We start from the raw sequence: 19,251 nt of genomic DNA, 5'->3' as shown, positions 1-19,251 counted from the left end.
GCTGCTCGTGCTTGCCGTCCCGCTGCTGCTCGTGCCCCCGGCGGCCGATGCGGCGGACTTCGCCGGTCTGTGGCTGAACCGTGATCGGCAGGGCGCGCGCCTGCTCGCGGCCGGCGACCCGTCGCGCGCCGCCGCGCGGTTTGCCGACCCCCGCTGGCGGGCGGTGGCGAATTACCGCGCCGGCCGTTACGAAGAAGCCGCGGCTCTCCTCGCGCCGTTCGACGACGCGGATTCCCAATACAACCGCGGCAACGCGCTCGCCCGGCTCGATCGCCTCGACGAGGCGCTCGCGGCTTTCGGGGCGGCGCTGCGCCTGCGGCCCGACGACGCGGACATCGTGCACAACCGCGATCTCGTGCGGGAACGACTCGCCCGGCGCGCCGACGCGGCCCCCCCGCCGGGCCAGGTCCCCGACCGGGACGACAGCGCCGACCGCTCCGCGCAGCCGCATTCCGCGCCGCCGGATCCCGCGAACGGCAGTTCCGCAACCCCTTCCGCCCCCGCGTCCGAGGGCGCGCAAGCGAACGCCGATCGACAGCCGCCGGACGGGGCGTCCGACCGGACAAACACAGCGCCGAAAGCCGAAGGCCCTGGCCACCCCCGGCCCGCGCGCGGCCAGGGCGATCCGCAGCGCGAAGCCGACCTGCTTGCCGAGCAGTGGCTGCGGCGCGTCCCGCACGAGCCGGGCGGCCTGCTGCGACGCAAGCTCGCACTCGAACATCAACGGCGCGAAACCGGGGAGTCGCCGCGGCCATGGCGGTGAGATTTCGGCGCATCGCGGCGTCCGTGCTGTTCGCGACGCTGGCCGCATTTGTGTCCGGCCGCGCGCCATCGGCGATGGCCGCGACACAGGCCGTGCAAGCGACCTCGGCGCGCTCCTCCGCCCCGGCGACTCACGACGCCGATCTGTGGCTCGAAGCGGCCTTCGAACCCGCCGAAATCTACGTGCAGGCGCAGGCGGTCTACAGGTTGCGGCTGTATCAGGCGATCGACGTGCGCGAGCTGCGGCTCGAGGTGCCTGCGCCGGCGCTCGGCGAACTGCGGCCGCTCGGCGAGGACCGGGTGGATGAGACGACGCGGGACGGACGCCGCTACCGCGTCACCGAGCGGCGGTTCGCGGTCGTTCCGTTTGCGAGCGGCGAATTCACGTTGCCCGACGCACGAGCCGTCGGCACGGTTGCCGTACGCGGCGCGATGCCCGGAACGCGCGCGGCGCTCGCGATCGTCGCGCCGCGCGTCGCGCTTTCGGTGCTGCCGATTCCGCCCGAGGCGGCGCCCGGCGCGTGGCTTCCGGCGCGCGCGCTATCGCTTGCCGAAACATGGGCGCCGGCCACCGCTGAGCTCCGGATCGGGGAGGCGCTGCAGCGGACGATCCGGATCGAGGCGCACGGGCTCGACGCGGGGCAACTGCCGCCATCCGACTTGCGCGCCGAGGGCTTTTCCGTTCATCCGGCATCGCCACGACTGGAAAACCGGTTCGACGGCGAATGGAACGTTGGCGTCCGCGAGCAAAGCTGGCGCATCGTCCCGTCGCGTGCCGGAAAACTCATCGTGCCGGAAGTGCGAGTTCACTGGTGGGACGCGGCGGCAGGACAGCCGCGGCTCGCGACGCTGCCGGCGCACACGTTTTCGGTCGCCGGTGAAACGGCGGCGGACGTGCGGGGCGCCGCGGAAGTGCAGCCGGCGCCGCGCGGAGGCGCCGAAGTCCCGGACACCGACAAAGACGGTCGCCTTCTCCCGGCCGCAGGCGTTAGAGGAAGCGATCTGCCGCCCGCGGCGCGATTCGCCGCGCTGGCGGCGGTCTTCGCTGCGCTCGCCGGGTCTGTCACACGACTGCGGCGCAACTGGCAACGGGGCGCACCGCTGCGCGCGTTGCGCGCCGCCTGCCGTCGCAACGATCCGCGCGCGGCGCGCGACGCCCTGCTCGTCCATGCCGCCCGGTGCGGGGGGCCGCCGCCGCGCTCGCTCGGGGAACTCGCCGCGCACGTCGCCGACGCCGGCACTCGCGACGCGATCCTGACGCTCGACCGACATCTTTACGGCGTGCCGGCCGAGCGCTGGGACGGATGCAGTCTGCTCGCGTGCATCCCGGCGCTAAGGACAAAAGCGCCCTTCAGGCCGCCCTCCCGCGCTGCCGGCTTGCCGCCGCTGTATCCGGAATAAACGCCGCGGCCACCGCGGAGAGGAGCTCCCTCAGGGCTTGACCGGGTGGAACACGCGCGAGACGTACGCGACGATCGCGTCGATCTCGTCGGCCTTCAGCACCGACTTCCACGCAGGCATCGACGTGTTCGGCAACCCCTCGCGGATCGTGTGCGCGAGCCGCCCGCGAGTCATGTCGCGCATGAACGCCGGGGCGGTGAGATCGCGCGGATGCGGCTCCATGAAGCTGCCGATCCAGTTCTTGCCGGTGCCGGTCGCGGCGTGGCAGAACGCGCAGTTCGCCTGATAGAGCTTCTCGCCGCGCTTCTCCGCGGGCGACAACCCGGGCACCTTGGGGATGACGTCGTGCAGTTGATACGGACTGGCGCTCGCGATCGCATCGACTTTCGTCGGCGGCGGCGCCGTGTAGTCGCCCGGGTCGAAATGATTGCGCGGATACGACAGCGGCCGCCCGCCCCACACCGGCCCGGGGTCCTCCGTGCGGGCATGGTCGTGACACGAGATGCACGTTGTCAGGAAAAGGCGCTTGCCGCGCTGCTCGTCCGGATTCAACTGCTCCCACGGCCGGTCGAGCGGAATCTTGCCGGTCGCGAACGGAAACGCGAGCTTGTTCCGCTCGTGATTCGGCCAGCCGTTCGCCGCGGTGTGATAACGCGTGTTCTCGGCCTTGCTGCGGATGAACTCCTGGCGCACGAAATCGACGACGAGTTCGATGTCCGACTCGGAAATGATTCCCTTGAAGCCCTTCATCGCCGTGCCCGGCTTGCCGTCACGCACGGCGTCGACCATCTGCTTGCGGCTGATCGACTTCTCGTCGTCGCGCGTGAAGTCGCGCGGCTTCGGCGCGAGGTAGGTCGTCGCCAGCGTCTTCGCGTCGCCCGAATAGCCGTGGCAGAAATAGCAGCGGAAGTTATAAATCTTCCGCCCGGCTTCGTGCCGGGCGTCTCCGGTGCGCTCGCCCGCGGCGAACGCCGGCGCGGCGGACAGGACGGCAAGCGCCGCCACCAGCCCGCCTGCCCAGGCACGGAACGTCATTTCGCCTTCGCCGCCGCCTTCTCGTCGGACCGGATGAAGCTGCGGAACACGAACTCCGACACGTTCGCGATTTCCTGCTCCGTCAGGACCTTGCCCCACGCCGGCATCTCGGTGCCGTTGCGGCCGAAGAACGTCGCCGCGTAGATCGCCGGCCGGTTCAGCGTCAGGCGCGAGCGCTCGTCGAGGAAATTGCGCGGCACCGGGCGGATGAAGTAGGCCCGCTTGCCCTGCCCGTCGCCTTTCGCGCCATGGCATTCGGCGCAGTTCGCGAGGTAGAACGCCTGGCCCTTCTCGGCATCGCCCTTCAGCCCCGACGGAAATCCGAGCTTCATGTCGGCGCGCTCGTCGGGCGCGACGGACTTGCGGTCCGGAAGCGGTGCGGCGATCGGCGGGACCGGAGCGCGGGACGCGGCGTCGGATGTCGCCTGCACGCCCGACCCGTGCCCCTTGCCGCCCGCGGCCGGCTGCGAACTCTTGCCTGCGGTCGTTCCCGACGTCCCCGAAATGCCCGAAAGCGTGCCGGCGGAAATGGCCGCGCCGCGATTGACGATCTCGTCATGGACGTAGTCGGCGAGCGCACCGAGCTGCTCGGCGTTCAGTCGGCTCTTGTAGCCGACCATCGCGGTGCCGGGCTTGCCGTTCGTGATGACGTGCAGCAGGTAATCGCGGGGCAGCGACGCGGCCTTGGTCAGGTCGCGCGGCGGCGGATTCAGACTCATGATGGCCTTCGAGTTGCCGTCCCCACGGTCGCCATGGCACACCGAACAGTACTCGTGGTAGAGCACATCCGCCTTGATCGGCGCCGCGTTCACCGCGAAGCTCGCTGCGAGGCCGAGACCGACCACACCCGCGCGGACGGCCCGCCTGAATTGTTTGTTGTGAGTCACAAAAAACCTCGAAGTCGAAAAACTGCGTCAACGATGCAAGAACCGGTCCGGCTCGTGAATCGCGAAATTGGCATGTGCGTTGCTTAAGTGGCAGACCCTCATATTTCCCGTGGCCATGCCGTGCCGACGACGTCTTCGAAGCTTGCAAACATGTATCGGTTCATCGCTGTCGTCGGCTTCGTGTTCCCGCTGCTCGCGCATGACGCCGCAGCGGCCGACGGCAAGGCGGTTTATACCCAGGTCTGTCGGGCCTGCCACGCTACCGGAGTCGCCGGAGCCCCGGTCGTCGGCGATCGTACCGCCTGGGCAGCGCGTCTGCCGCGGGGCTTCGACGCGCTGCTCGAATCGGCGCTGCGCGGAAAGGGCGGCATGCCGCCGAAAGGGGGCCACGCGGGCCTGACCGATATGCAAGTCCGCGAGGCGGTCGAGTACATCGTCGCCGCATCGAGATGAACCGAAGCAGCCGCGGAGTCGCCCTGTCGCAAAAAATTCCGTCACGGCCCCTCCCGAAGTTGAGAACATCATTCCCCGCTTTGGAAACATCGCATGAGCCGGCCGATAAGAACAGCCCCGTCGCATTCCGCCATGCGCCTTTTCGTCTGTTTTCCTCTGTGTGCGCTGATGCTCGCCGCGAGCCTCGCGCTGTGCGGCGGCAACGTCTACGGCCAGCGGATCGACATGCGCGGCACGCTGCACAACCTCGCACGCGGCGAGAACATCGAGATCACCGACTCGCGGCAGATCTGTGTCTTTTGCCACACGCCGACCGACAGCGACCACGCCGACGCGATGACCCCCCAATGGCAGCCGTCGGTTCCGGCGGACGAGCCGTTCATCATGTTCGACGACATCGGTCAGATGGGGCAGGAAGGCCGCGAGGCCGTGGGGTCGCAATCGGTCGCGTGCCTGTCGTGCCACGACTCGACCCAGGCTTTCGGGATCGCCGGCGGCAGTCAGGACCACCCCTTCGCCGTCCCCTATCGCGGCGCGCTGACCCCGGAACAGCGCCAGCGCGCCCGCGAGGAAGCGGCGAAGGACGGCCGGCTCACGAACCCCGGCCGTATGGTCACGTTCAACGCGGATTTCCGCGAAGCGACGCGAGGCATCGTCGACAACCGGCCGGTCTGGTGGGTCTCGAAGAACGGCGCCACCGCCCAGCGCGGCCGTCTCGACGTCCCGCTCTACGTGCGGCTCGATCCCGATGATCAGGCCGAAGTGCCGTTCATCGAATGCGCGAGCTGCCACGACCCGCACAGCGTGCGGCCCCATTTCCTGCGCACCGACACCGCCGCAAGCGACCTCTGCATGACCTGCCATGTGAAGTAGCGCGTTCGCGCCCCCACCGCCGCCCGGAGCCGTTCGTTCCAGGCTCCCTGTCACGCCAAAGACCCGGACCGACATGAAACTGCCCATCCTCCCTCTTCCCCGTCCCGCCTCCCGCCGCCCTTGCCTGCCGCCCGCGCGGCTCGCGAAACGCGCGCTCGCGCTGTGCGCCGGCCTCGCGCTGCTTGCCGGTTGCGCCCAACTTCCCGACGAGCAGGCTGCCGCGGACCGACAGGCCGGACCGCTGGTGTTCCCGGCGGCGCCCGACGAACCGCGCTTCATCTACGAGCGGACGCTCACGAACTCGACCGACGTCGAAGCGGACAACAAGGACGACGCCTTCCGGCGCATGGTGACCGGGACCCAGCGGGGCGGCCATTTCATGACGAAGCCGTATGCCGTCGCCGCGCACCACGGCCGTGTTTTCGTTTCGGACACCGCCGAGCGCAGCGTCAAGGTTTTCGATGTTCCAGCCGGCAAGTTCTTCACGATCGGCGAGGAAGAGCCCGGCATGCTGATCAAGCCGCTCGGCCTCGACGTCGACCGTGCCGGCCGGCTCTACGTCGCCGATGCGACACAGAAGACGATCTTCATCTACGACCGTGACGGCAAGTTCCTGCGCAAGATCGGCGGCAAGGAACTGTTCGACCGCATCTCGAGCGTCACCGTCGACCCCTCGGGGCGGCAGATCTACGTCGTCGACATCGGCGGCGTGAAATCCGAAAACCACCGCGTGCGCGTGTTCGAAACCGCGACCGGCCGCCACGTCATGGACATTGGCAAGCGCGGCAACGGCCCGGGCGAATTCAACCTGCCGCGCGACATGGCGATCGGCAAGGACGGGCGACTTTACGTCGTCGACGGCGGCAACTTCCGCGTGCAGGTGTTCAACGCGGACGGCAGCTATCGCGAGAGCTTCGGCGCCGTCGGCCGCCAGCTCGGGAACTTCGCCCGTCCTAAGGAAATCGCCGCCGACGCGGAAGGCAACGTCTATGTCGCCGACGCCGCGTTCGGCAACTTCCAGATCTTCACCGCCGACGGCGAACTCCTGATGTTCATCGGCTCGCGCTCCGAGCAGGGCGGGCCGGCACGCTACATCCTGCCGTCGGGCATCGCCGTCGACGAGGACGGCCGGGTGTTTTTCGTCGACCAGTGGTTCGCGAAGGTCGACGTGTTCCGCCCCTACGACCTTCCCGCCGACCAGGGTTTCCTCGTGCCGCGAACGGTCGCCGCCACTGCGAAATAGCGGATCGGCCGGACGCCCTCCCACATCCGGGAATATGCCGCTTCCATTTCCTGAAAGCGCGATGGCGCGTCGCCTCGTGCGCCTCCGGCACATCACAGCGCAGATCTGTTTTATTTAAATTTCAGTCAGTTACAACACACGCCGCTTTCGGGAACAACCACGGGATCGGGGTGGACCGGAACCTGCTAGACATGCATCGCAGGACCTGTTCTGCACGTGAAAGCGAAACCGCGGCCGTCTGGCGACATCGGGTGGCCACCGGTTAGAAACCAACTGACCATCCATCGGGGGTTACCAATGAAAAAAATAGCGGGAAAAACGCTCGCGCTGGCGGCACTGGCGCTGATAAGCGGCAGTGCCGCCGCCGGCATCGAGAACACGAAGCACAACCTGTCGTCGACCAATGCCCTTGGCACGGTGAACGGCGACGTCGCGAACAAGACGTCCAACACCGACCAGATCTGCGTGTTCTGCCACACGCCGCACGGCGCGAACACCGCCGCCCCGGCGCCGTTGTGGAACAAGGCGCTCCCGACCACCACGTACACCACATATAAGACGATGAATTCGTCGACGATCGACGGCGAGATTCTCACGGTGGGCTCGGTGTCGCTCGCCTGTCTGTCATGCCACGACGGCTCGCAGGCGATGGACAACATGTTCAACGCTCCCGGTAGCGGCGCGGGCGCCGGCGACGGCACGACCGGCGTGAGCCAGGCTTACACCTGGACCGGCAGCGGTCAGACGGCGGGCAAACTCACCGGCATCGCGAATCTCGACTCCGACCTGAAGAACGATCACCCGATCGGCATCGAGTACTGCGGCGGCGGCATCACCGGTGCGGATGCGACGGTCTCCGGAACCTGCAAGGATCTCGATTTCAAAGGGGCGTCGGACATCAAGACCAAGAAGGTCAACGACCAGCAGGTGTTCTGGATCGACCGCGGCCTGACCGCCAACGTCCGCGACAAGGAAGACATCATCCTCTACACCCGCGCCTTCGCCGGCGGCGCCGGCCCCTCGGTCGAGTGCGCGTCCTGCCACGATCCGCACGTCGAGTCCAAGAACAGCGACAACGTCAACTTCATGCGAGTCACGACGCAAAACAGCGACATCTGCCTCGCCTGCCACACGAAGTAAGCACCGCGGGGCGGTCCGGAGCCGTATCGGGCACCGGGTCGCCGCGTCCTGAAAAGGGTCGGGCAAGGAGGACTAGCCCGGCCCTTTTTTCACCGGCCTCGTTCCTCGCGTGCCCGGATCCTGAAAAGTCCTCGACAGGAACAAGTCGCCTCATGAAAACCCCAGCCCTCAGATTATTGACGCTCCTGCCGGCGGCGATGCTCGCCTGCGCTGCCTACGCCCAGGATGCGAAGCCGGCCGCGCCGGCGCCGACGCCCGCACCCGCGAGCCAAGTAACCTCCCCGCCCTTCGCCGCGGTCGTCAACGACACCGTGATCAGTTCGTCGGAATTCGACACCGCGGCAAACGAAGCGGCGCGGAAGAAGTTCTATCACGGCACCCCCCCCGAAGGCGCGATCGACCAGCTCGTCCGCGACGTCGCGAACACGATGATCGAACGCGTGCTGCTCGTCGACGAGACCAAGCGCCAGGGGCTCAAGCCCGACGCGAAGGCCGTGGATGCCAAAATCGCCGACTACGAGCGGCGCTATGGTTCCAGCCCGCGCTGGCAGCAGGAACGCGAAAGCATTCTGCCGAAACTGCGCGAACGCCTCGAGCAGGACGACATGCTCGCCGCGCTGGAAACGAAAGTCCGCATGGTCCCGACGCCCGCGGAAGACAAGGTCCGCGCGTATTACAAGGCGAATTCCGAGAAATTCACCGAACCGGAAAAGATGCGGGTGTCGGTGATCGTGCTGAAAGTCGACCCGTCATCGCCAACATCGGCGTGGCAGGCGGCCGCAACCGAAGCGGGCGCGCTGCGCATGCAGCTCGTCGAAGGCGGAGCGGACTTCGGCGAGCTCGCACGCAAGCATTCGGCCGACGACTCGGCGGCGAAAGGCGGCGACCTCGGCTACCTCCACCGCGGCATGCTGCCCGAAGGTATCCAGGAAAAGATCGACGACATGAAGCCGGGCGGCCTTTCCGAGCCGACGCGCATTCTTCAGGGCTATGCGCTGTTCCGCTACGAAGCGCACCAGGCAGCGAAGCATCACGACTTCGCGACGGTTCGCGCGCGCGCGATGGACCTGCTGATCCGCGACCAGTCCGAGGAAGCCTGGACGAAGTTCGTCGCGCGCCTGCGCAAGAACGCCAGGATCGAACTCAACACGCAGCGCTACGCTGCGCTGGGCAGGCCGAACCAGCCCGCGAAGTAAGCCTGCGGGCCTGGATGCCGCGTCGCACGATCCGCCGTTCGAGTGAAACGATGTCCGCCCCATGGACAGGCCCGCACACCCCGGGTTCTCCCGGCTGGATGGCCCTTGTTCCACTCGTCAGCGGCGTGCTGATCGGGGCGGCCTGGCCCGCCTACGCTGCTCCCGCCGACGATTCGGCCCCACCGCCGCGTTTGCGCCTCGCGTTGGCGCTCGAAAGCGTGACTTCCGCGCCGGTTGCGAGCGCCGGCGGCCTCGCGCGCGATACGGACGTCGCGCACGATTCGACGACCCCGGAGACTGTCAGCACGCCGCTGCGGCTCGCGACATCGCTGCAGGCCAGCCTGCCCCCGGCGCGTCCTGCCTCACCGGGCGAGCCTGCCGACGCTCCCGCTCGCCGTCTCCCGCCGCAACCCGCCGGCCGCCGCGGAGACCCCGCGGCCCCGACGCCCCGACCGGGCTCGCGCGCCGACAACTCGCGGGACGGGCGGCAAACCGGCCCTTCATCGCCGGCTTCACCCGCAACAACCGGGTCGAACAGCGCGCGCGATGGCTCGCCCGCGCCCGCTGCGCCGGCATCGGGCGACGGCGCGATTGCGGCGGCCGTCGAAGGGGACGGCGAATTCCTGCCCGCCGACGAACTCGACCCGCCGTTGCCAACGACCCGCCCTCAACCGGGAACCCTGGGCGGCAGCGGCTTCGGGACACCGAGCCCCCCCAAACGAAACTGGGGCATCGCGCCGGTCCGGTGGGGTGGTTCGCTCGGCGCCGGATTCCGCCGCCGCAGCGCTGACGAAAGCGACGCTTCGAGCGAGCAGGTCTACGAGGCTCGGCTACGTGCCAGCTCGTTCATCATGCAGCCGTACATCGCGCTCGTTTCAGGGGACTTCGGCCTGACGATGGTGCGCAGCCAGAGCGACGACGCAGCGAACAGCAATCTCACCGGCACATCGATCAACGGCTCGGGCACGCTCAACGTTTTTCCGCAAAGCCGCTTTCCGTTCCAGGCATCGCTCGCGCTGTCGGACAGCCGCAGCGACGGTTCGCTGGCGAGCAGCAACACCGAACGCCGACGGCTCGCGTTGCAACAGGATTATCGTCCGATCGTCGGAACATGGCGCGCGTCGGGCCAGTACGATCGCAGTGAGCTCACCGGCGACTTCGGCGTCGACACCGTCGACCGGGTCGGCGCCTCCTTCAGCGGGACGCTCGGCGAGCACAGCGTCACGACCAACGGCTCGTTCTCGCGCAACGAGAGCCGCGAACAGACGACCGACGATCTCTTCGTCCTCGGCTCTCACGGCGTCCGCCTGAGCGACGCGATGACGGTCGATACCAGTGCGACGTTCACCCGTCAGGAGTTCGAACTCGGCGAATCGGATTTTCAGTTCGACGGAAACACGCAGAGCGCGCAGGTGTTCAGCTACCTGTCCTGGACGCCGGCCGACTCGCCGTGGCGCGGGACCGTGAACGCCCGTTACTTCCAGACCGATAGTCAAAGCGGCGACACCGCGTACGACAGCCGGAACTTCGGCGGCGCGGCGAGCCTGAGTTACGTCGCGAGCCGCAACCTCAACCTCTTCGGCAGCGTCGGCGCGAATTCGTCCAGCAACGGAGAGCTGAGCTCCAGTCAGAACTTCGGCCTGAATTACAGCGCCGACCCGGTCACTTTCGGCCGCAACAACGTCTACAACTGGTTCGGCAGCACGTCGCTGTCCAACTCGACGTCTTCGGAAGGAGAAGCGGTCCGCGCCGCGAACGCGTCGGTCGGTCACTCACTGAGCCGCAGCTGGCAGCCGAGCGCGTACAGTTTCCTCAACGGCAGCCTGAACCAGTCCATCGGCAGCAGCCGCAGCGCCGGCCTCGGCGCCGTCAGTTCCAATACCCTGAGCCATGGCGCGAGTCTCAGCCTTCAGGCCAACGCCGGCGACCGGCTGTCGGGGTTCCTCAGCACCAGCGTGTCCGACAGCCGAGTCACCGGTGACAGCCCGAGCACGTTCCAGATGCTGAACATTCAGCTGAGCGGACGCTGGCGGATCGACGCGTATGCCGAACTCAATTCCAACCTCACCTGGCAGCTGTCGCGCCAGGAATCCTCGACGCTGAACGAGTTTCTCCTGATCGACGAGTTCGGCAATCCGGTTTTCATCGATACGACCGATCAGTCACGCAACAGCAGCATCTCGGGCAACATCGGCTACAGCCACAACCGCGCGTTCGGGCTTCGCGGCATGCGCTACAGCGCCGACTTCCGCGCCAATACCGCACGCGACAACGCGCGTCGCCGCGGCGACCCCGACGCCGAGCGCGAGCCCGACCGGGCGACGCTCGATCTCGATCAACGCCTGCGCTACAGCATCGGCCGATTGGACACGGAACTTCAGCTGCGCGTCGCCGAGATCGAAGGCCGGCGCAGCGAGCTGCTGTTCTTCCGCGTGAACCGCCATTTCGGTGCGTACTGAGCGACCGGTTCCGCCCAACGGGGCGCCTGGGGTAAGCTCGGCAACTTCGGTGCAAACCGAGTGCCGAACGAGGCCGTCGCGACGCGCGGCAATCCGAACCTGGAGTCAGCTTTTCGATGCGCAAGACGATGTCCGTGGCGTTAGCCTTCCTGTCACGGCAACTCCCGGTCCTGGTCTGTCTGATCGCGCTGCCCGTCGCCGCCCAGCAGCTCTGGCAACCGATCGCAAAGGACGGTCTGCGCGATCCGGCGAGCCCCGCGGTCAAGCTGCTGCAGCCTCCCGGCGAAGCGCTGTCGCAGCTCGCCCCCGACACCGCGGGCAACCAGGTGCGCTGGGTGAAAGCGCTCGAACAAGGGCAGATCAACCCGCGCAGCAGCCTGCGGGCGGAAACGAAAGTGCAGACCTATGAGCGCGACATGTTCCTGAACCTGCGCGGCGGCATGCCGGTCGTCCGCTTCCCGCACGGCATCCATACGCGCTGGCTCGACTGCAGCAACTGCCACGACCACCTGTTCAGGAAGGAAGCGGGCGCGACGAAGATCAGCATGTTCCTGATCCTGCAGGGCGAGCAGTGCGGCGTCTGCCACGGCGCCGTCGCCTTTCCGCTGACCGAATGCGGACGTTGCCACAATACGAAGCGGGAAGACGCGCTCGCCGACCTCGAACAGGAAGCCGCAAAGACGGGCACGGCGCTTCCGCCCAAGCTGCCAACGGCAATGGTGGCGCCGGAGCGAAAAGCGGAGCCGGCGAAATGACGCGCTCACGCCGGCTGCGCGGCGCACTGGCGGGAGGCCTGCGGCAGGCACTGCTGTGCATCGCGCTGGTCGTCGCGTTCGTGCCGGGCGCGGCCGAGGCCGAGTATGGCGACGTCGTGCTCAACCGTTTCGCGGAAAAGGAAGGGATGCGCCCGGTCGTGTTCCCGCACTGGTTCCACCGCATCCGCTTCCGCTGCAAGGTTTGCCATTTCGAACTCGGCTTCAAGATGCGCGCGGGGTCCAACGAGGTGAAAATGAATGACATCATCGAAGGCCGCTTCTGCGGCATGTGTCACGACGGCCAGATCGCCTGGTCGGTCGAAAACTGCGACCTTTGCCATTCGGGCAAGGCGGGCCTGCCTCCCGGGATCTTCGGCGGACATGAAACCCTCGGCCCCGGTCGCTGGTAAGTTCGCGGGCGCCGCCGCCCGCTCGATCGCGGCGGCCCTGCTCGCTGCGACCGCCCTGCTCGCCCGCTCGGCGCCGCCCGCCGGGGACGTCGCAACCGACCTGCTCGCCCCCCAAGGCGTGATCAGCGGCGGTTTCAGCGTCCCGGCCGTCCGGGCACCCGGGCAGCCGCCGTCCGGCCAGTACGTCAAGCTCGTCTATCCCTCGTCGCTGTCCGCGACCGGCCCCGACCTGTACGTCGCCGACAGCGGGCTCGCGCGACTGCTGCGCGTCGACACAATCACCCAGTCGGTCGCGCAGCTCGCGCCCTTGCCGGCGCTTCCGGGCGTGCGCGTGAAGAGCGGACCGGACGGCAGCGTCTATATCCTGCGGCCCGACCTCGGCGAGGTCGACCGGCTGAGCCGCGAAGGCCGGCGGCTCGCGAGCTTTTCATCGACATTCGAGATCCTGCAGCCGTCGGACCTGGTCATTGAGCCGACGCTCAACCAGATCTGGATCGCCGACGCCGCCGGCGGCGTGTTCGCGTTCCACCCGTCGGGACGGATGAGTCAGCCGATCGCCGGCAGCCGCGACGGTTTCGCGACCGAGGAGTCCGGCGCGACGCTGCTCGCCGCCAGTCCGCAGCGCGTCGTGGGGATCGATCCGCGCTGCCGCTGCGTCATCGAGTTCGACCGCGACGGCATCGTCATGGCACGTTTCGGCGAAGGGGAGATCGTCAATCCGCAGGGCATCGCGCTCGACGGGTATGACCGCGTGTGGATCGTCGACCGCGGAGACCAGCGCCTGAAAGTGTTCGACGGCGACGTGCTCGTGTTCGCGATTCCCGCTTCGCGCCTCGGCCTGACGGACGTCACGGCGATTGCGATCGACCACCCGCGCGCGTACGTCGCCGACGGGCCGGGAGGCCGGATCGGCGTCTTCGCCATCCTCCCGCCTCCGGCGAGAACGCCGTGACGCGCCGGCGCGCCCCGCTTCGCGCCGCCTGCCTCGTCGTCGCGCTCACGGCCGGCCTGGCCGGCTGCGCGACGAACAGCACCCCGGCGCGGCTGCATTACGGACTCGGCGACGCGCCCGAGGGCAAGCGCATCATGTGGCCGCCCGAACCCGAGCCGCCGCGCTACCAGTTCGCAGGGCAGCTGACCGGCGAGGAGAATTTCGTCCGCGAGGAAGGAAAGAGCGGCGTCGTCGGATTCCTCGCGTGGGTCGTCGGTCTGTTCGAGGACGAATCCCCGAACGTGCTGCAGCGGCCGCAGGCGGTGGTCGGCGACGGCGCGGGCCGGATCTTCGTCACCGACGTCAGCCGCGCCGCGGTGCTGGTCTTCGACGAGCCGGCGGGCGAACTGAAGGTTTGGGAGTACGCGCAGGGTCTGCGGCGGTTCGTCGCGCCGATCGGCATCGCGGTCGCAGCCGACGGCGGCGTCTGGGTCGCCGACGCCGAGCTCGGCGTGATCGCCCGTCTCGACCGCGACGGAGTTCCGCTCGCGCCGATCGGCTACGGCATGCTGCAACGCCCGACCGGCCTCGCACGCGACCCCGCGACCGGCGAGCTCTACGTCTCCGACACTCACGCGCATGACATCAAGGTGCTCGCCGAGGACGGCCGGTTGCTGCGCACGCTCGGCGAGCGGGGCGAGGCGCCGGGCGAGTTCAATTTCCCGACGCATCTCGCGATCGCCGGCGGCAAGCTGTACGTGACCGACACGATGAACAGCCGCGTGCAGGTCTTCCCCCTGCCGGAAGGTGAGCCGCAGGTCGTCGGCCAGCGCGGGCTGTATTACGGCAATCTCGTGCGGCCGAAAGGGGTCGGCGTCGACAGCGACCGCAACGTCTACATTGTCGAGTCGTATTACGACAACCTTCTGATCTTCAACGAGGCGGGCGAGTTCCTGATGCCGATCGGCGGCGTCGGCCAGTCGACCGGCAAGTTCTATCTGCCTTCGGGCGTGTGGGTGGACCCGTTCGACCGCGTCTTCGTCGCGGACACCTTCAACGGCCGCATCACGGTGTTCAAGTATCTCGGCGGCGCGAAGGCCGACGGAGAATAAGCAGCCGGACCGGACGGGGTGGAGGCGGACGTGAACCACGACGAGGTCGCGCCGGCAGGCGAGGGCGCGGGGGCGCGGATGGCGGCGGATCGAAGCGAGCGCGGCCTGCTGCGGCGGCTCGCATCGCTTCGCCTGACGCTCGGGCTGCTCGCGCTGCTCGCAGTCGGCATCCTGATCGCGCAGCGCTTCGAGGAAGCGCGGACGTGGCCGATCGTCGTCCCGCTCGCGCTCCTCGCGGCGAATCTGCTCGCGGCGGTCGCGACCAACGGGGTCTTTCGCCGCCAGACGGCGCTGCTCGTGTTCCATCTCAGCCTCGTCGCGCTGGTATTGCTGGTTGCCGCCGGACGCCTCACCTACCTAAAGGGCCACGTCGGCATCACCAACGGCGCGGGCTTCGACGGCGAACTCGCGATCGACGAGCGCGGCCCGTGGCACGTGGGCAACCTCGACGCGGTCCGCTTCACGAACGACGGCTTCAGCGTCGGCTACGCCCCGGGCTGGCAGCGCGGCGCGACGCGCAACACGGTGCTCTGGCGGGACGGCGACGGGCGCTGGCAACAGTCGGTGATCGGCGACCAGGAGCCGCTGGTCCTCGCCGGCTATCGCTTCTACACGACGTTCAACAAGGGCTTCGCGCCGACCTTCGGATGGCAGCGGGACGGCGCGACGACGGTGCATGGCTCGGTCCAGCTGCCGTCGTATCCGCTGAACGAGTTCAGCCAGGCAGCCGAATGGACACCGCCGGGCAGCCGCGTCGCCGTCTGGGTGATGCTCGACATCGACGAAGTCGTGATCGACCCGCACGCGCATTCCGCGTTCCGCCTGCCGCAAGCCTACAAACTCGTCGTGCGCGTCGGCGACGAGCGCCACGAGATGCGCCCGGGCGACGCGCTGCGGTTGCCCGACGGGACGCTGACGTTCGACGGCCTGCGCGGCTGGATGGGGTACCGCGTATTCTACGACTGGACGCTGCCTTGGCTGCTCGCCGCAGGGGCGGTCGCGGTCGTCAGTCTGGGCACCCACTTCTGGCAGAAATTCGCGGCGAGCCCGTGGAACCGATGAGCATGGAAAACGAGTTGCAGATTCTGTGGGCGGCTGTCGTCGCGTACGTGCTGGCCGGCGTGACCGCGGTCATCGGCGTGATCCTCGGCAAACGGCCGGAGCGGACCGTGCTCGCCCTGAGCGTCGCGGGGCTCGCCCTGCACGCGTCGTCGATCGGCTTGCGCTGGGAGCGGCTCGGCCACGGGCCGTTCATCACGATGTTCGAGATCCTGTCGTCGAACGTCCTGAGCCTGATGCTCGCCTACACGCTCGCGTACTGGCGTATCCCGCGCATCCGCGCGTCCGCTGCGATCGTCCTGCCGCTGATGTTCGTGATGCTCGGCTGGCTGATGGTCGCGCATCCCGGCGAAGGACACTATCCGCCGACATACAACACGCCGTGGCTGTACATCCATATCGGTCTCGGCAAGGTGTTTCTCGGCGCGGTGCTCGTCGCCGTCGGCGTCTCGTGCGTGATCCTGCTGCGACGCGCCGGCATCGGTCTGCGTCGCTTGACCCAGTTGCCGGGCGACCGCCAGCTCGACGAACTCGCGTTCCGCTGCATGGCGATCGGCCTCGTCTTCCACTCGCTGATGCTGATCGCCGGCGCGATCTGGGCGCAGGACGCGTGGGGCCGCTACTGGGACTGGGATCCGCTCGAAACCTGGGCCTTCGTCACGTGGCTGACGGTCGCCTTCACGCTGCACGCGCGCGTCGCGTTCCGGGTGTCGCCGGCGGCCCATGCGACGATGATTCTCGCGGTGTTCGTGATCGCGTTCCTGACCTTCTTCGGCGTGCCCTTCGTCTCGATGACGCCGCACCAGGGGGCGGTGTGACGGCCTCCGCATCGATGCCCGCGCCGGTCTCGCAGCGGTGGCTCGTGCTCGCGACCGCATCGCTGGGCCTTTCGGCCATCGCCGCGCTCGCGCTCGCGCTCGCGCGCACGCCGGTCCTCACCGCCCTCGTCGGCAGCGACGTCTTTCCGCGCGCGCTGGTCGTGCACGTCAATCTCGCGACGCTGATCTGGTACCTGTCGATGGCCGGAGCGCTGTGGACCGAGCGCGTCGCGGGCTGGCGGACGACGGCGGCGGAGATCGCGTTCGCGCTCGCCTGCGCCGGCATGCTCGGCGTCGTCGCAACCGGTTTCGCGTCGGCGGGCGCGCCAATGCTCGCGAATTACGTCCCCTACCTGCAGAGTCCGGCCTTTCTCGCATCGCTGGCCTGCTTCGCCGCGGGCGGCCTCGCGACCGCGCTGCTTTCGGTACGCCAGCCTCGCGACGCGGTCGAATGGGGCTTCGCGCTCGCACGCCTGCCGTTCGTGATGGGCGCCATGTACCTGCTGCTCGACCTCGTCAACGGTGCCCCTCTCGGCGACGCGCTGTGGGGCACCGGGCACGTGCTGCAGTTCGGCTATGTCACGCTGCTGATGGCGATCTGGCTGCGGCTCGTGGAGCGCGGCGGCGGCAGCGGACTTGCGGCCTCCGTCGCCGTGCCGCTATTCGCGGCCGCGGCGCTGCCGTCGATCCTCGGTCCGTTGCTGCTGCTGTCCGGCGCGCCGCCCGCCGAGCTTCACGCCTTCCACACGCACCTGATGCGCGTCGCCAACTGGCCCGCGCCGCTATTGCTTGGGCTCCTACTGTGCCGGCACGGCGCGTGGCGCACGGCCGGCGTCGTCGCGTCGCTCGCGCTGCTCGTGATCGGACTCGCCGCCGGCGTCGCGATCGACGCCCAGACGACGATGGTTCCCGCGCATTACCACGGCACGATCGGCGCCTTCACGCTCGCGCTGATGGCCGTCGCGCTCGCTCGCGTCCCACCGGCCGGCAAACGCACGGACTTCTCGCGCCCGAACCCGGCACCGCTCGCTTTTTACGCCGCAGCGAACGCGACGCTGATCGCCGGGCTCGCGTGGAGCGGCGCCCTCGGCGCGCCGCGAAAGACCGCGTTCCTCGCCGCCGGCCCGGATCTTGCGCCGACCCTCGCCGCCGCGCTGACCGGCGTCGGCGGCGTCGCCACGGTCGGCGCCATCGGTTTTTTCGTCACCGTCGTCGTTTCCCGGATTCTCCGCCCATGCCCGCCCCATCCGCTGCAAGCCCCGTGTCCGACAAACACCCCGTCCGCCGCGACGTACGCCGCCGAGCGCTGACGCTCACCGCCGCCGCGACGCTCGCGCTCGGCGTCGTGATCGCGTGGGGTCCGCAAGCCTTGTCCCGGCTGGACCTGCCCGACGCGCGGTTCAACGAGATATTCGACATCTCGCGCCCGGCCGGAGGACTCGATGACCGCGCGCTTCGCGCCCGCTTCGACCAGGGGGTGATGATGCTGCACATGCGCCAGCACGAATACGCGGTGATCGCGTTCCACGAAGTCCTTGCGGCCGCCCCCGAATTTCCCGAAGCGCACGTGAACATGGGGTTCGCCCTGCTCGGCCTCGGTCAGTGGGCACAGGCGCGGGGCTTCTTCGAGTCGGCGATCGCTCTGCGCCGCGATCAGCTCAACGCGTATTACGGCCTCGCCGTCGCGCTGAACGAACTCGGCAATCTGCCCGGGGCGATCGGTGCGATGCAGTCGTACGTGCACCGCGCACCGGCCGACGATCCATTCCGCGCGCGCGCCGACGCCGCGCTGTGGGAATGGCGCGAGGGCGCCGCTCCCGCGCAGTACGGCGGGGCGGCACGATGAGGCCGTTGACCCGCCCCCGGCGGTGCGCTTCCCACACCTGAGAACGCTTTCCTGCGACTGACACTTCCGCCAGGCCGCGTGACAAGGCGGAGGCCGCACGTCGCGCGGTGAGGGCAGCGATCCGGCGCCCGCCGGCCGCCCCGCGATCGACCCAACGTCGAACCGGAGATCGGTGCGCTTCTTGCTTTGGCCCGGTATCCGGCACACCGCGTCGCGTTGCGATGAACTGAGTAAACCCATCGTGCAGCGGACCGGGGCGCCGAATCATTCATGCCAAAATCATATTCCTGATATGCCGGCCTTGGCTTGATTGCTGGAGACGTCTTGTCGTCGGCCGAGGCCCCGTTCCTTCGGCCGGCTGGAACGGTCACGTTTTAATGAGGGTTGAACTATGAAGCTTTTCCCGTGGGCAGCAAGGATCCGTCGTGGGCTTGCCGCCCTGCTATTCGCGGTGGCGACCATCGCGCTGATGGCTCCTACCGACACGTACGCCGAGTATGGCGACGTGGTGATCAACAATTATTCCGACGCCGCGGGCATGCGCCCGGTGATCTTTCCGCACTGGTTCCACCGCGTCCGCTTCCGCTGCAAGGTCTGCCACGCCGACCTCGGCTTCCAGTTCAAGGCCGGCGGCAACGAGATCAGCATGCTGAAGATCATCGACGGCCAGTTTTGCGGGGCGTGTCACAACGGCGAAGTCGCGTGGTCGGTCGAGAACTGCGACCTGTGCCATTCCGCGAAGCCCGGGACGCCGACGCAGGTGCATGAGAGCACCATCCAGAAACTCGCTATTCCCGCGGGACAGAAGGCCGTTGCCACCGCCGGGCAAGGAGGTAGCAAGTGATGATTCGCCGTATCCCGACCCTGCTCC

At 68.3% G+C, this 19,251-nt stretch carries 19 protein-coding genes; 17 read left to right on the top strand and 2 right to left on the bottom strand.

The window, feature by feature from the left end:
* Together V6M37_RS10000 and V6M37_RS09995 are read left to right on the top strand one after the other, a co-directional pair.
* Positions 1-763: tetratricopeptide repeat protein (locus V6M37_RS10000; RefSeq protein ID WP_332672822.1), on the top strand; the 763-nt coding region annotated here is incomplete at its 5' end.
* Entirely contained in the window at positions 754-2,163 is a 1,410-nt protein-coding gene (locus V6M37_RS09995) for a BatD family protein (protein WP_332672820.1), read from the top strand. The genes V6M37_RS10000 and V6M37_RS09995, both read left to right, overlap by 10 nt.
* 30 nt (positions 2,164-2,193) lie before the next feature.
* On the opposite strand, the gene V6M37_RS09990 is transcribed toward V6M37_RS09995, so the two are convergent.
* Both V6M37_RS09990 and V6M37_RS09985 read right to left on the bottom strand, forming a co-directional pair.
* The gene (locus tag V6M37_RS09990) at positions 2,194-3,198 is read right to left on the bottom strand and encodes a c-type cytochrome (protein WP_332672818.1); all 1,005 of its coding nucleotides are present in this window, start codon (positions 3,196-3,198) and stop codon (positions 2,194-2,196) included.
* Positions 3,195-4,085: a c-type cytochrome gene (locus V6M37_RS09985; protein WP_332672816.1), complete on the bottom strand. Its 891-nt coding sequence runs from the start codon at positions 4,083-4,085 to the stop codon at positions 3,195-3,197. The genes V6M37_RS09990 and V6M37_RS09985 overlap by 4 nt, the downstream gene beginning before the upstream one ends.
* 150 nt (positions 4,086-4,235) lie before the next feature.
* Here V6M37_RS09985 and V6M37_RS09980 point away from each other — a divergent pair, with 150 nt between their 5' ends.
* From V6M37_RS09980 to V6M37_RS09910, 15 genes are all read left to right on the top strand, one after another.
* Positions 4,236-4,538 (top strand): c-type cytochrome, encoded by a 303-nt coding sequence (locus V6M37_RS09980; RefSeq protein ID WP_332672814.1) that lies wholly within the window; start codon positions 4,236-4,238, stop codon positions 4,536-4,538.
* Positions 4,539-4,670: 132 nt separating this feature from the next.
* Positions 4,671-5,411 carry a cytochrome c3 family protein gene (locus V6M37_RS09975; protein WP_332672812.1) on the top strand — a complete coding sequence of 247 codons (741 nt, stop codon included), beginning with the start codon at positions 4,671-4,673 and terminating at the stop codon, positions 5,409-5,411.
* A 73-nt stretch (positions 5,412-5,484) separates the two neighbouring features.
* The gene (locus tag V6M37_RS09970) at positions 5,485-6,654 is read left to right on the top strand and encodes a 6-bladed beta-propeller (protein WP_332672810.1); all 1,170 of its coding nucleotides are present in this window, start codon (positions 5,485-5,487) and stop codon (positions 6,652-6,654) included.
* Between the two features lie 297 nt (positions 6,655-6,951).
* Positions 6,952-7,794, top strand: coding sequence for a cytochrome c3 family protein (locus V6M37_RS09965; protein ID WP_332672808.1), 843 nt, complete (start codon positions 6,952-6,954; stop codon positions 7,792-7,794).
* 152 nt (positions 7,795-7,946) lie between these two features.
* Positions 7,947-8,990: a peptidylprolyl isomerase gene (locus V6M37_RS09960; protein WP_332672806.1), complete on the top strand. Its 1,044-nt coding sequence runs from the start codon at positions 7,947-7,949 to the stop codon at positions 8,988-8,990.
* Positions 8,991-9,088: 98 nt separating this feature from the next.
* Positions 9,089-11,449: a hypothetical protein gene (locus V6M37_RS09955; RefSeq protein WP_332672804.1), complete on the top strand. Its 2,361-nt coding sequence runs from the start codon at positions 9,089-9,091 to the stop codon at positions 11,447-11,449.
* 116 nt (positions 11,450-11,565) lie between these two features.
* On the top strand, positions 11,566-12,204 hold the full coding sequence (locus V6M37_RS09950) for a c(7)-type cytochrome triheme domain-containing protein (RefSeq protein WP_332672802.1): 639 nt from the start codon (positions 11,566-11,568) through the stop codon (positions 12,202-12,204).
* Positions 12,201-12,614 (top strand): c(7)-type cytochrome triheme domain-containing protein, encoded by a 414-nt coding sequence (locus V6M37_RS09945; protein WP_332672801.1) that lies wholly within the window; start codon positions 12,201-12,203, stop codon positions 12,612-12,614. Before V6M37_RS09950 ends, V6M37_RS09945 begins: the two co-directional genes overlap by 4 nt.
* Positions 12,586-13,566: a hypothetical protein gene (locus V6M37_RS09940; RefSeq protein ID WP_332672800.1), complete on the top strand. Its 981-nt coding sequence runs from the start codon at positions 12,586-12,588 to the stop codon at positions 13,564-13,566. The genes V6M37_RS09945 and V6M37_RS09940 overlap by 29 nt, the downstream gene beginning before the upstream one ends.
* Positions 13,563-14,657, top strand: coding sequence for a 6-bladed beta-propeller (locus V6M37_RS09935; RefSeq protein WP_332672799.1), 1,095 nt, complete (start codon positions 13,563-13,565; stop codon positions 14,655-14,657). The genes V6M37_RS09940 and V6M37_RS09935 overlap by 4 nt, the downstream gene beginning before the upstream one ends.
* Positions 14,658-14,687: 30 nt before the next feature.
* Positions 14,688-15,719: a cytochrome c biogenesis protein ResB gene (locus V6M37_RS09930; RefSeq protein ID WP_332672798.1), complete on the top strand. Its 1,032-nt coding sequence runs from the start codon at positions 14,688-14,690 to the stop codon at positions 15,717-15,719.
* A 2-nt stretch (positions 15,720-15,721) separates the two neighbouring features.
* Positions 15,722-16,534, top strand: coding sequence for a cytochrome c biogenesis protein (locus tag V6M37_RS09925; RefSeq protein WP_332672796.1), 813 nt, complete (start codon positions 15,722-15,724; stop codon positions 16,532-16,534).
* Between the two features lie 14 nt (positions 16,535-16,548).
* Positions 16,549-17,844, top strand: a complete 1,296-nt coding sequence (locus tag V6M37_RS09920) for a hypothetical protein (RefSeq protein ID WP_332672793.1) — start codon at positions 16,549-16,551, stop codon at positions 17,842-17,844.
* Positions 17,796-18,380 carry a tetratricopeptide repeat protein gene (locus V6M37_RS09915; protein WP_332672791.1) on the top strand — a complete coding sequence of 195 codons (585 nt, stop codon included), beginning with the start codon at positions 17,796-17,798 and terminating at the stop codon, positions 18,378-18,380. The genes V6M37_RS09920 and V6M37_RS09915 overlap by 49 nt, the downstream gene beginning before the upstream one ends.
* Positions 18,381-18,771: 391 nt before the next feature.
* Positions 18,772-19,224, top strand: coding sequence for a c(7)-type cytochrome triheme domain-containing protein (locus V6M37_RS09910; RefSeq protein ID WP_332672789.1), 453 nt, complete (start codon positions 18,772-18,774; stop codon positions 19,222-19,224).
* Positions 19,225-19,251 lie beyond the last annotated feature (27 nt).

This window comes from Aromatoleum sp. (assembly GCF_036675785.1).
Lineage (GTDB): Bacteria > Pseudomonadota > Gammaproteobacteria > Burkholderiales > Rhodocyclaceae > Aromatoleum.
This window is presented reverse-complemented; position numbering and strand designations above follow the sequence as displayed.

Bases quoted from the DNA above. Each gene is read 5' to 3' on its own strand.
- V6M37_RS09920 (WP_332672793.1), top strand. From the start codon at position 16,549: ATGCCCGCGCCGGTCTCGCAGCGGTGGCTCGTGCTCGCGACCGCATCG.
- V6M37_RS09995 (WP_332672820.1), top strand. From the start codon at position 754: ATGGCGGTGAGATTTCGGCGCATCGCGGCGTCCGTGCTGTTCGCGACG.
- V6M37_RS09940 (WP_332672800.1), top strand. From the start codon at position 12,586: ATGAAACCCTCGGCCCCGGTCGCTGGTAAGTTCGCGGGCGCCGCCGCC.
- V6M37_RS09955 (WP_332672804.1), top strand. From the start codon at position 9,089: ATGGCCCTTGTTCCACTCGTCAGCGGCGTGCTGATCGGGGCGGCCTGG.
- V6M37_RS09970 (WP_332672810.1), top strand. From the start codon at position 5,485: ATGAAACTGCCCATCCTCCCTCTTCCCCGTCCCGCCTCCCGCCGCCCT.
- V6M37_RS09980 (WP_332672814.1), top strand. From the start codon at position 4,236: ATGTATCGGTTCATCGCTGTCGTCGGCTTCGTGTTCCCGCTGCTCGCG.
- V6M37_RS09910 (WP_332672789.1), top strand. From the start codon at position 18,772: ATGAAGCTTTTCCCGTGGGCAGCAAGGATCCGTCGTGGGCTTGCCGCC.
- V6M37_RS09945 (WP_332672801.1), top strand. From the start codon at position 12,201: ATGACGCGCTCACGCCGGCTGCGCGGCGCACTGGCGGGAGGCCTGCGG.
- V6M37_RS09965 (WP_332672808.1), top strand. From the start codon at position 6,952: ATGAAAAAAATAGCGGGAAAAACGCTCGCGCTGGCGGCACTGGCGCTG.
- V6M37_RS09960 (WP_332672806.1), top strand. From the start codon at position 7,947: ATGAAAACCCCAGCCCTCAGATTATTGACGCTCCTGCCGGCGGCGATG.
- V6M37_RS09990 (WP_332672818.1), bottom strand. From the start codon at position 3,198: ATGACGTTCCGTGCCTGGGCAGGCGGGCTGGTGGCGGCGCTTGCCGTC.
- V6M37_RS09950 (WP_332672802.1), top strand. From the start codon at position 11,566: ATGCGCAAGACGATGTCCGTGGCGTTAGCCTTCCTGTCACGGCAACTC.
- V6M37_RS09925 (WP_332672796.1), top strand. From the start codon at position 15,722: ATGGAAAACGAGTTGCAGATTCTGTGGGCGGCTGTCGTCGCGTACGTG.
- V6M37_RS09975 (WP_332672812.1), top strand. From the start codon at position 4,671: ATGCGCCTTTTCGTCTGTTTTCCTCTGTGTGCGCTGATGCTCGCCGCG.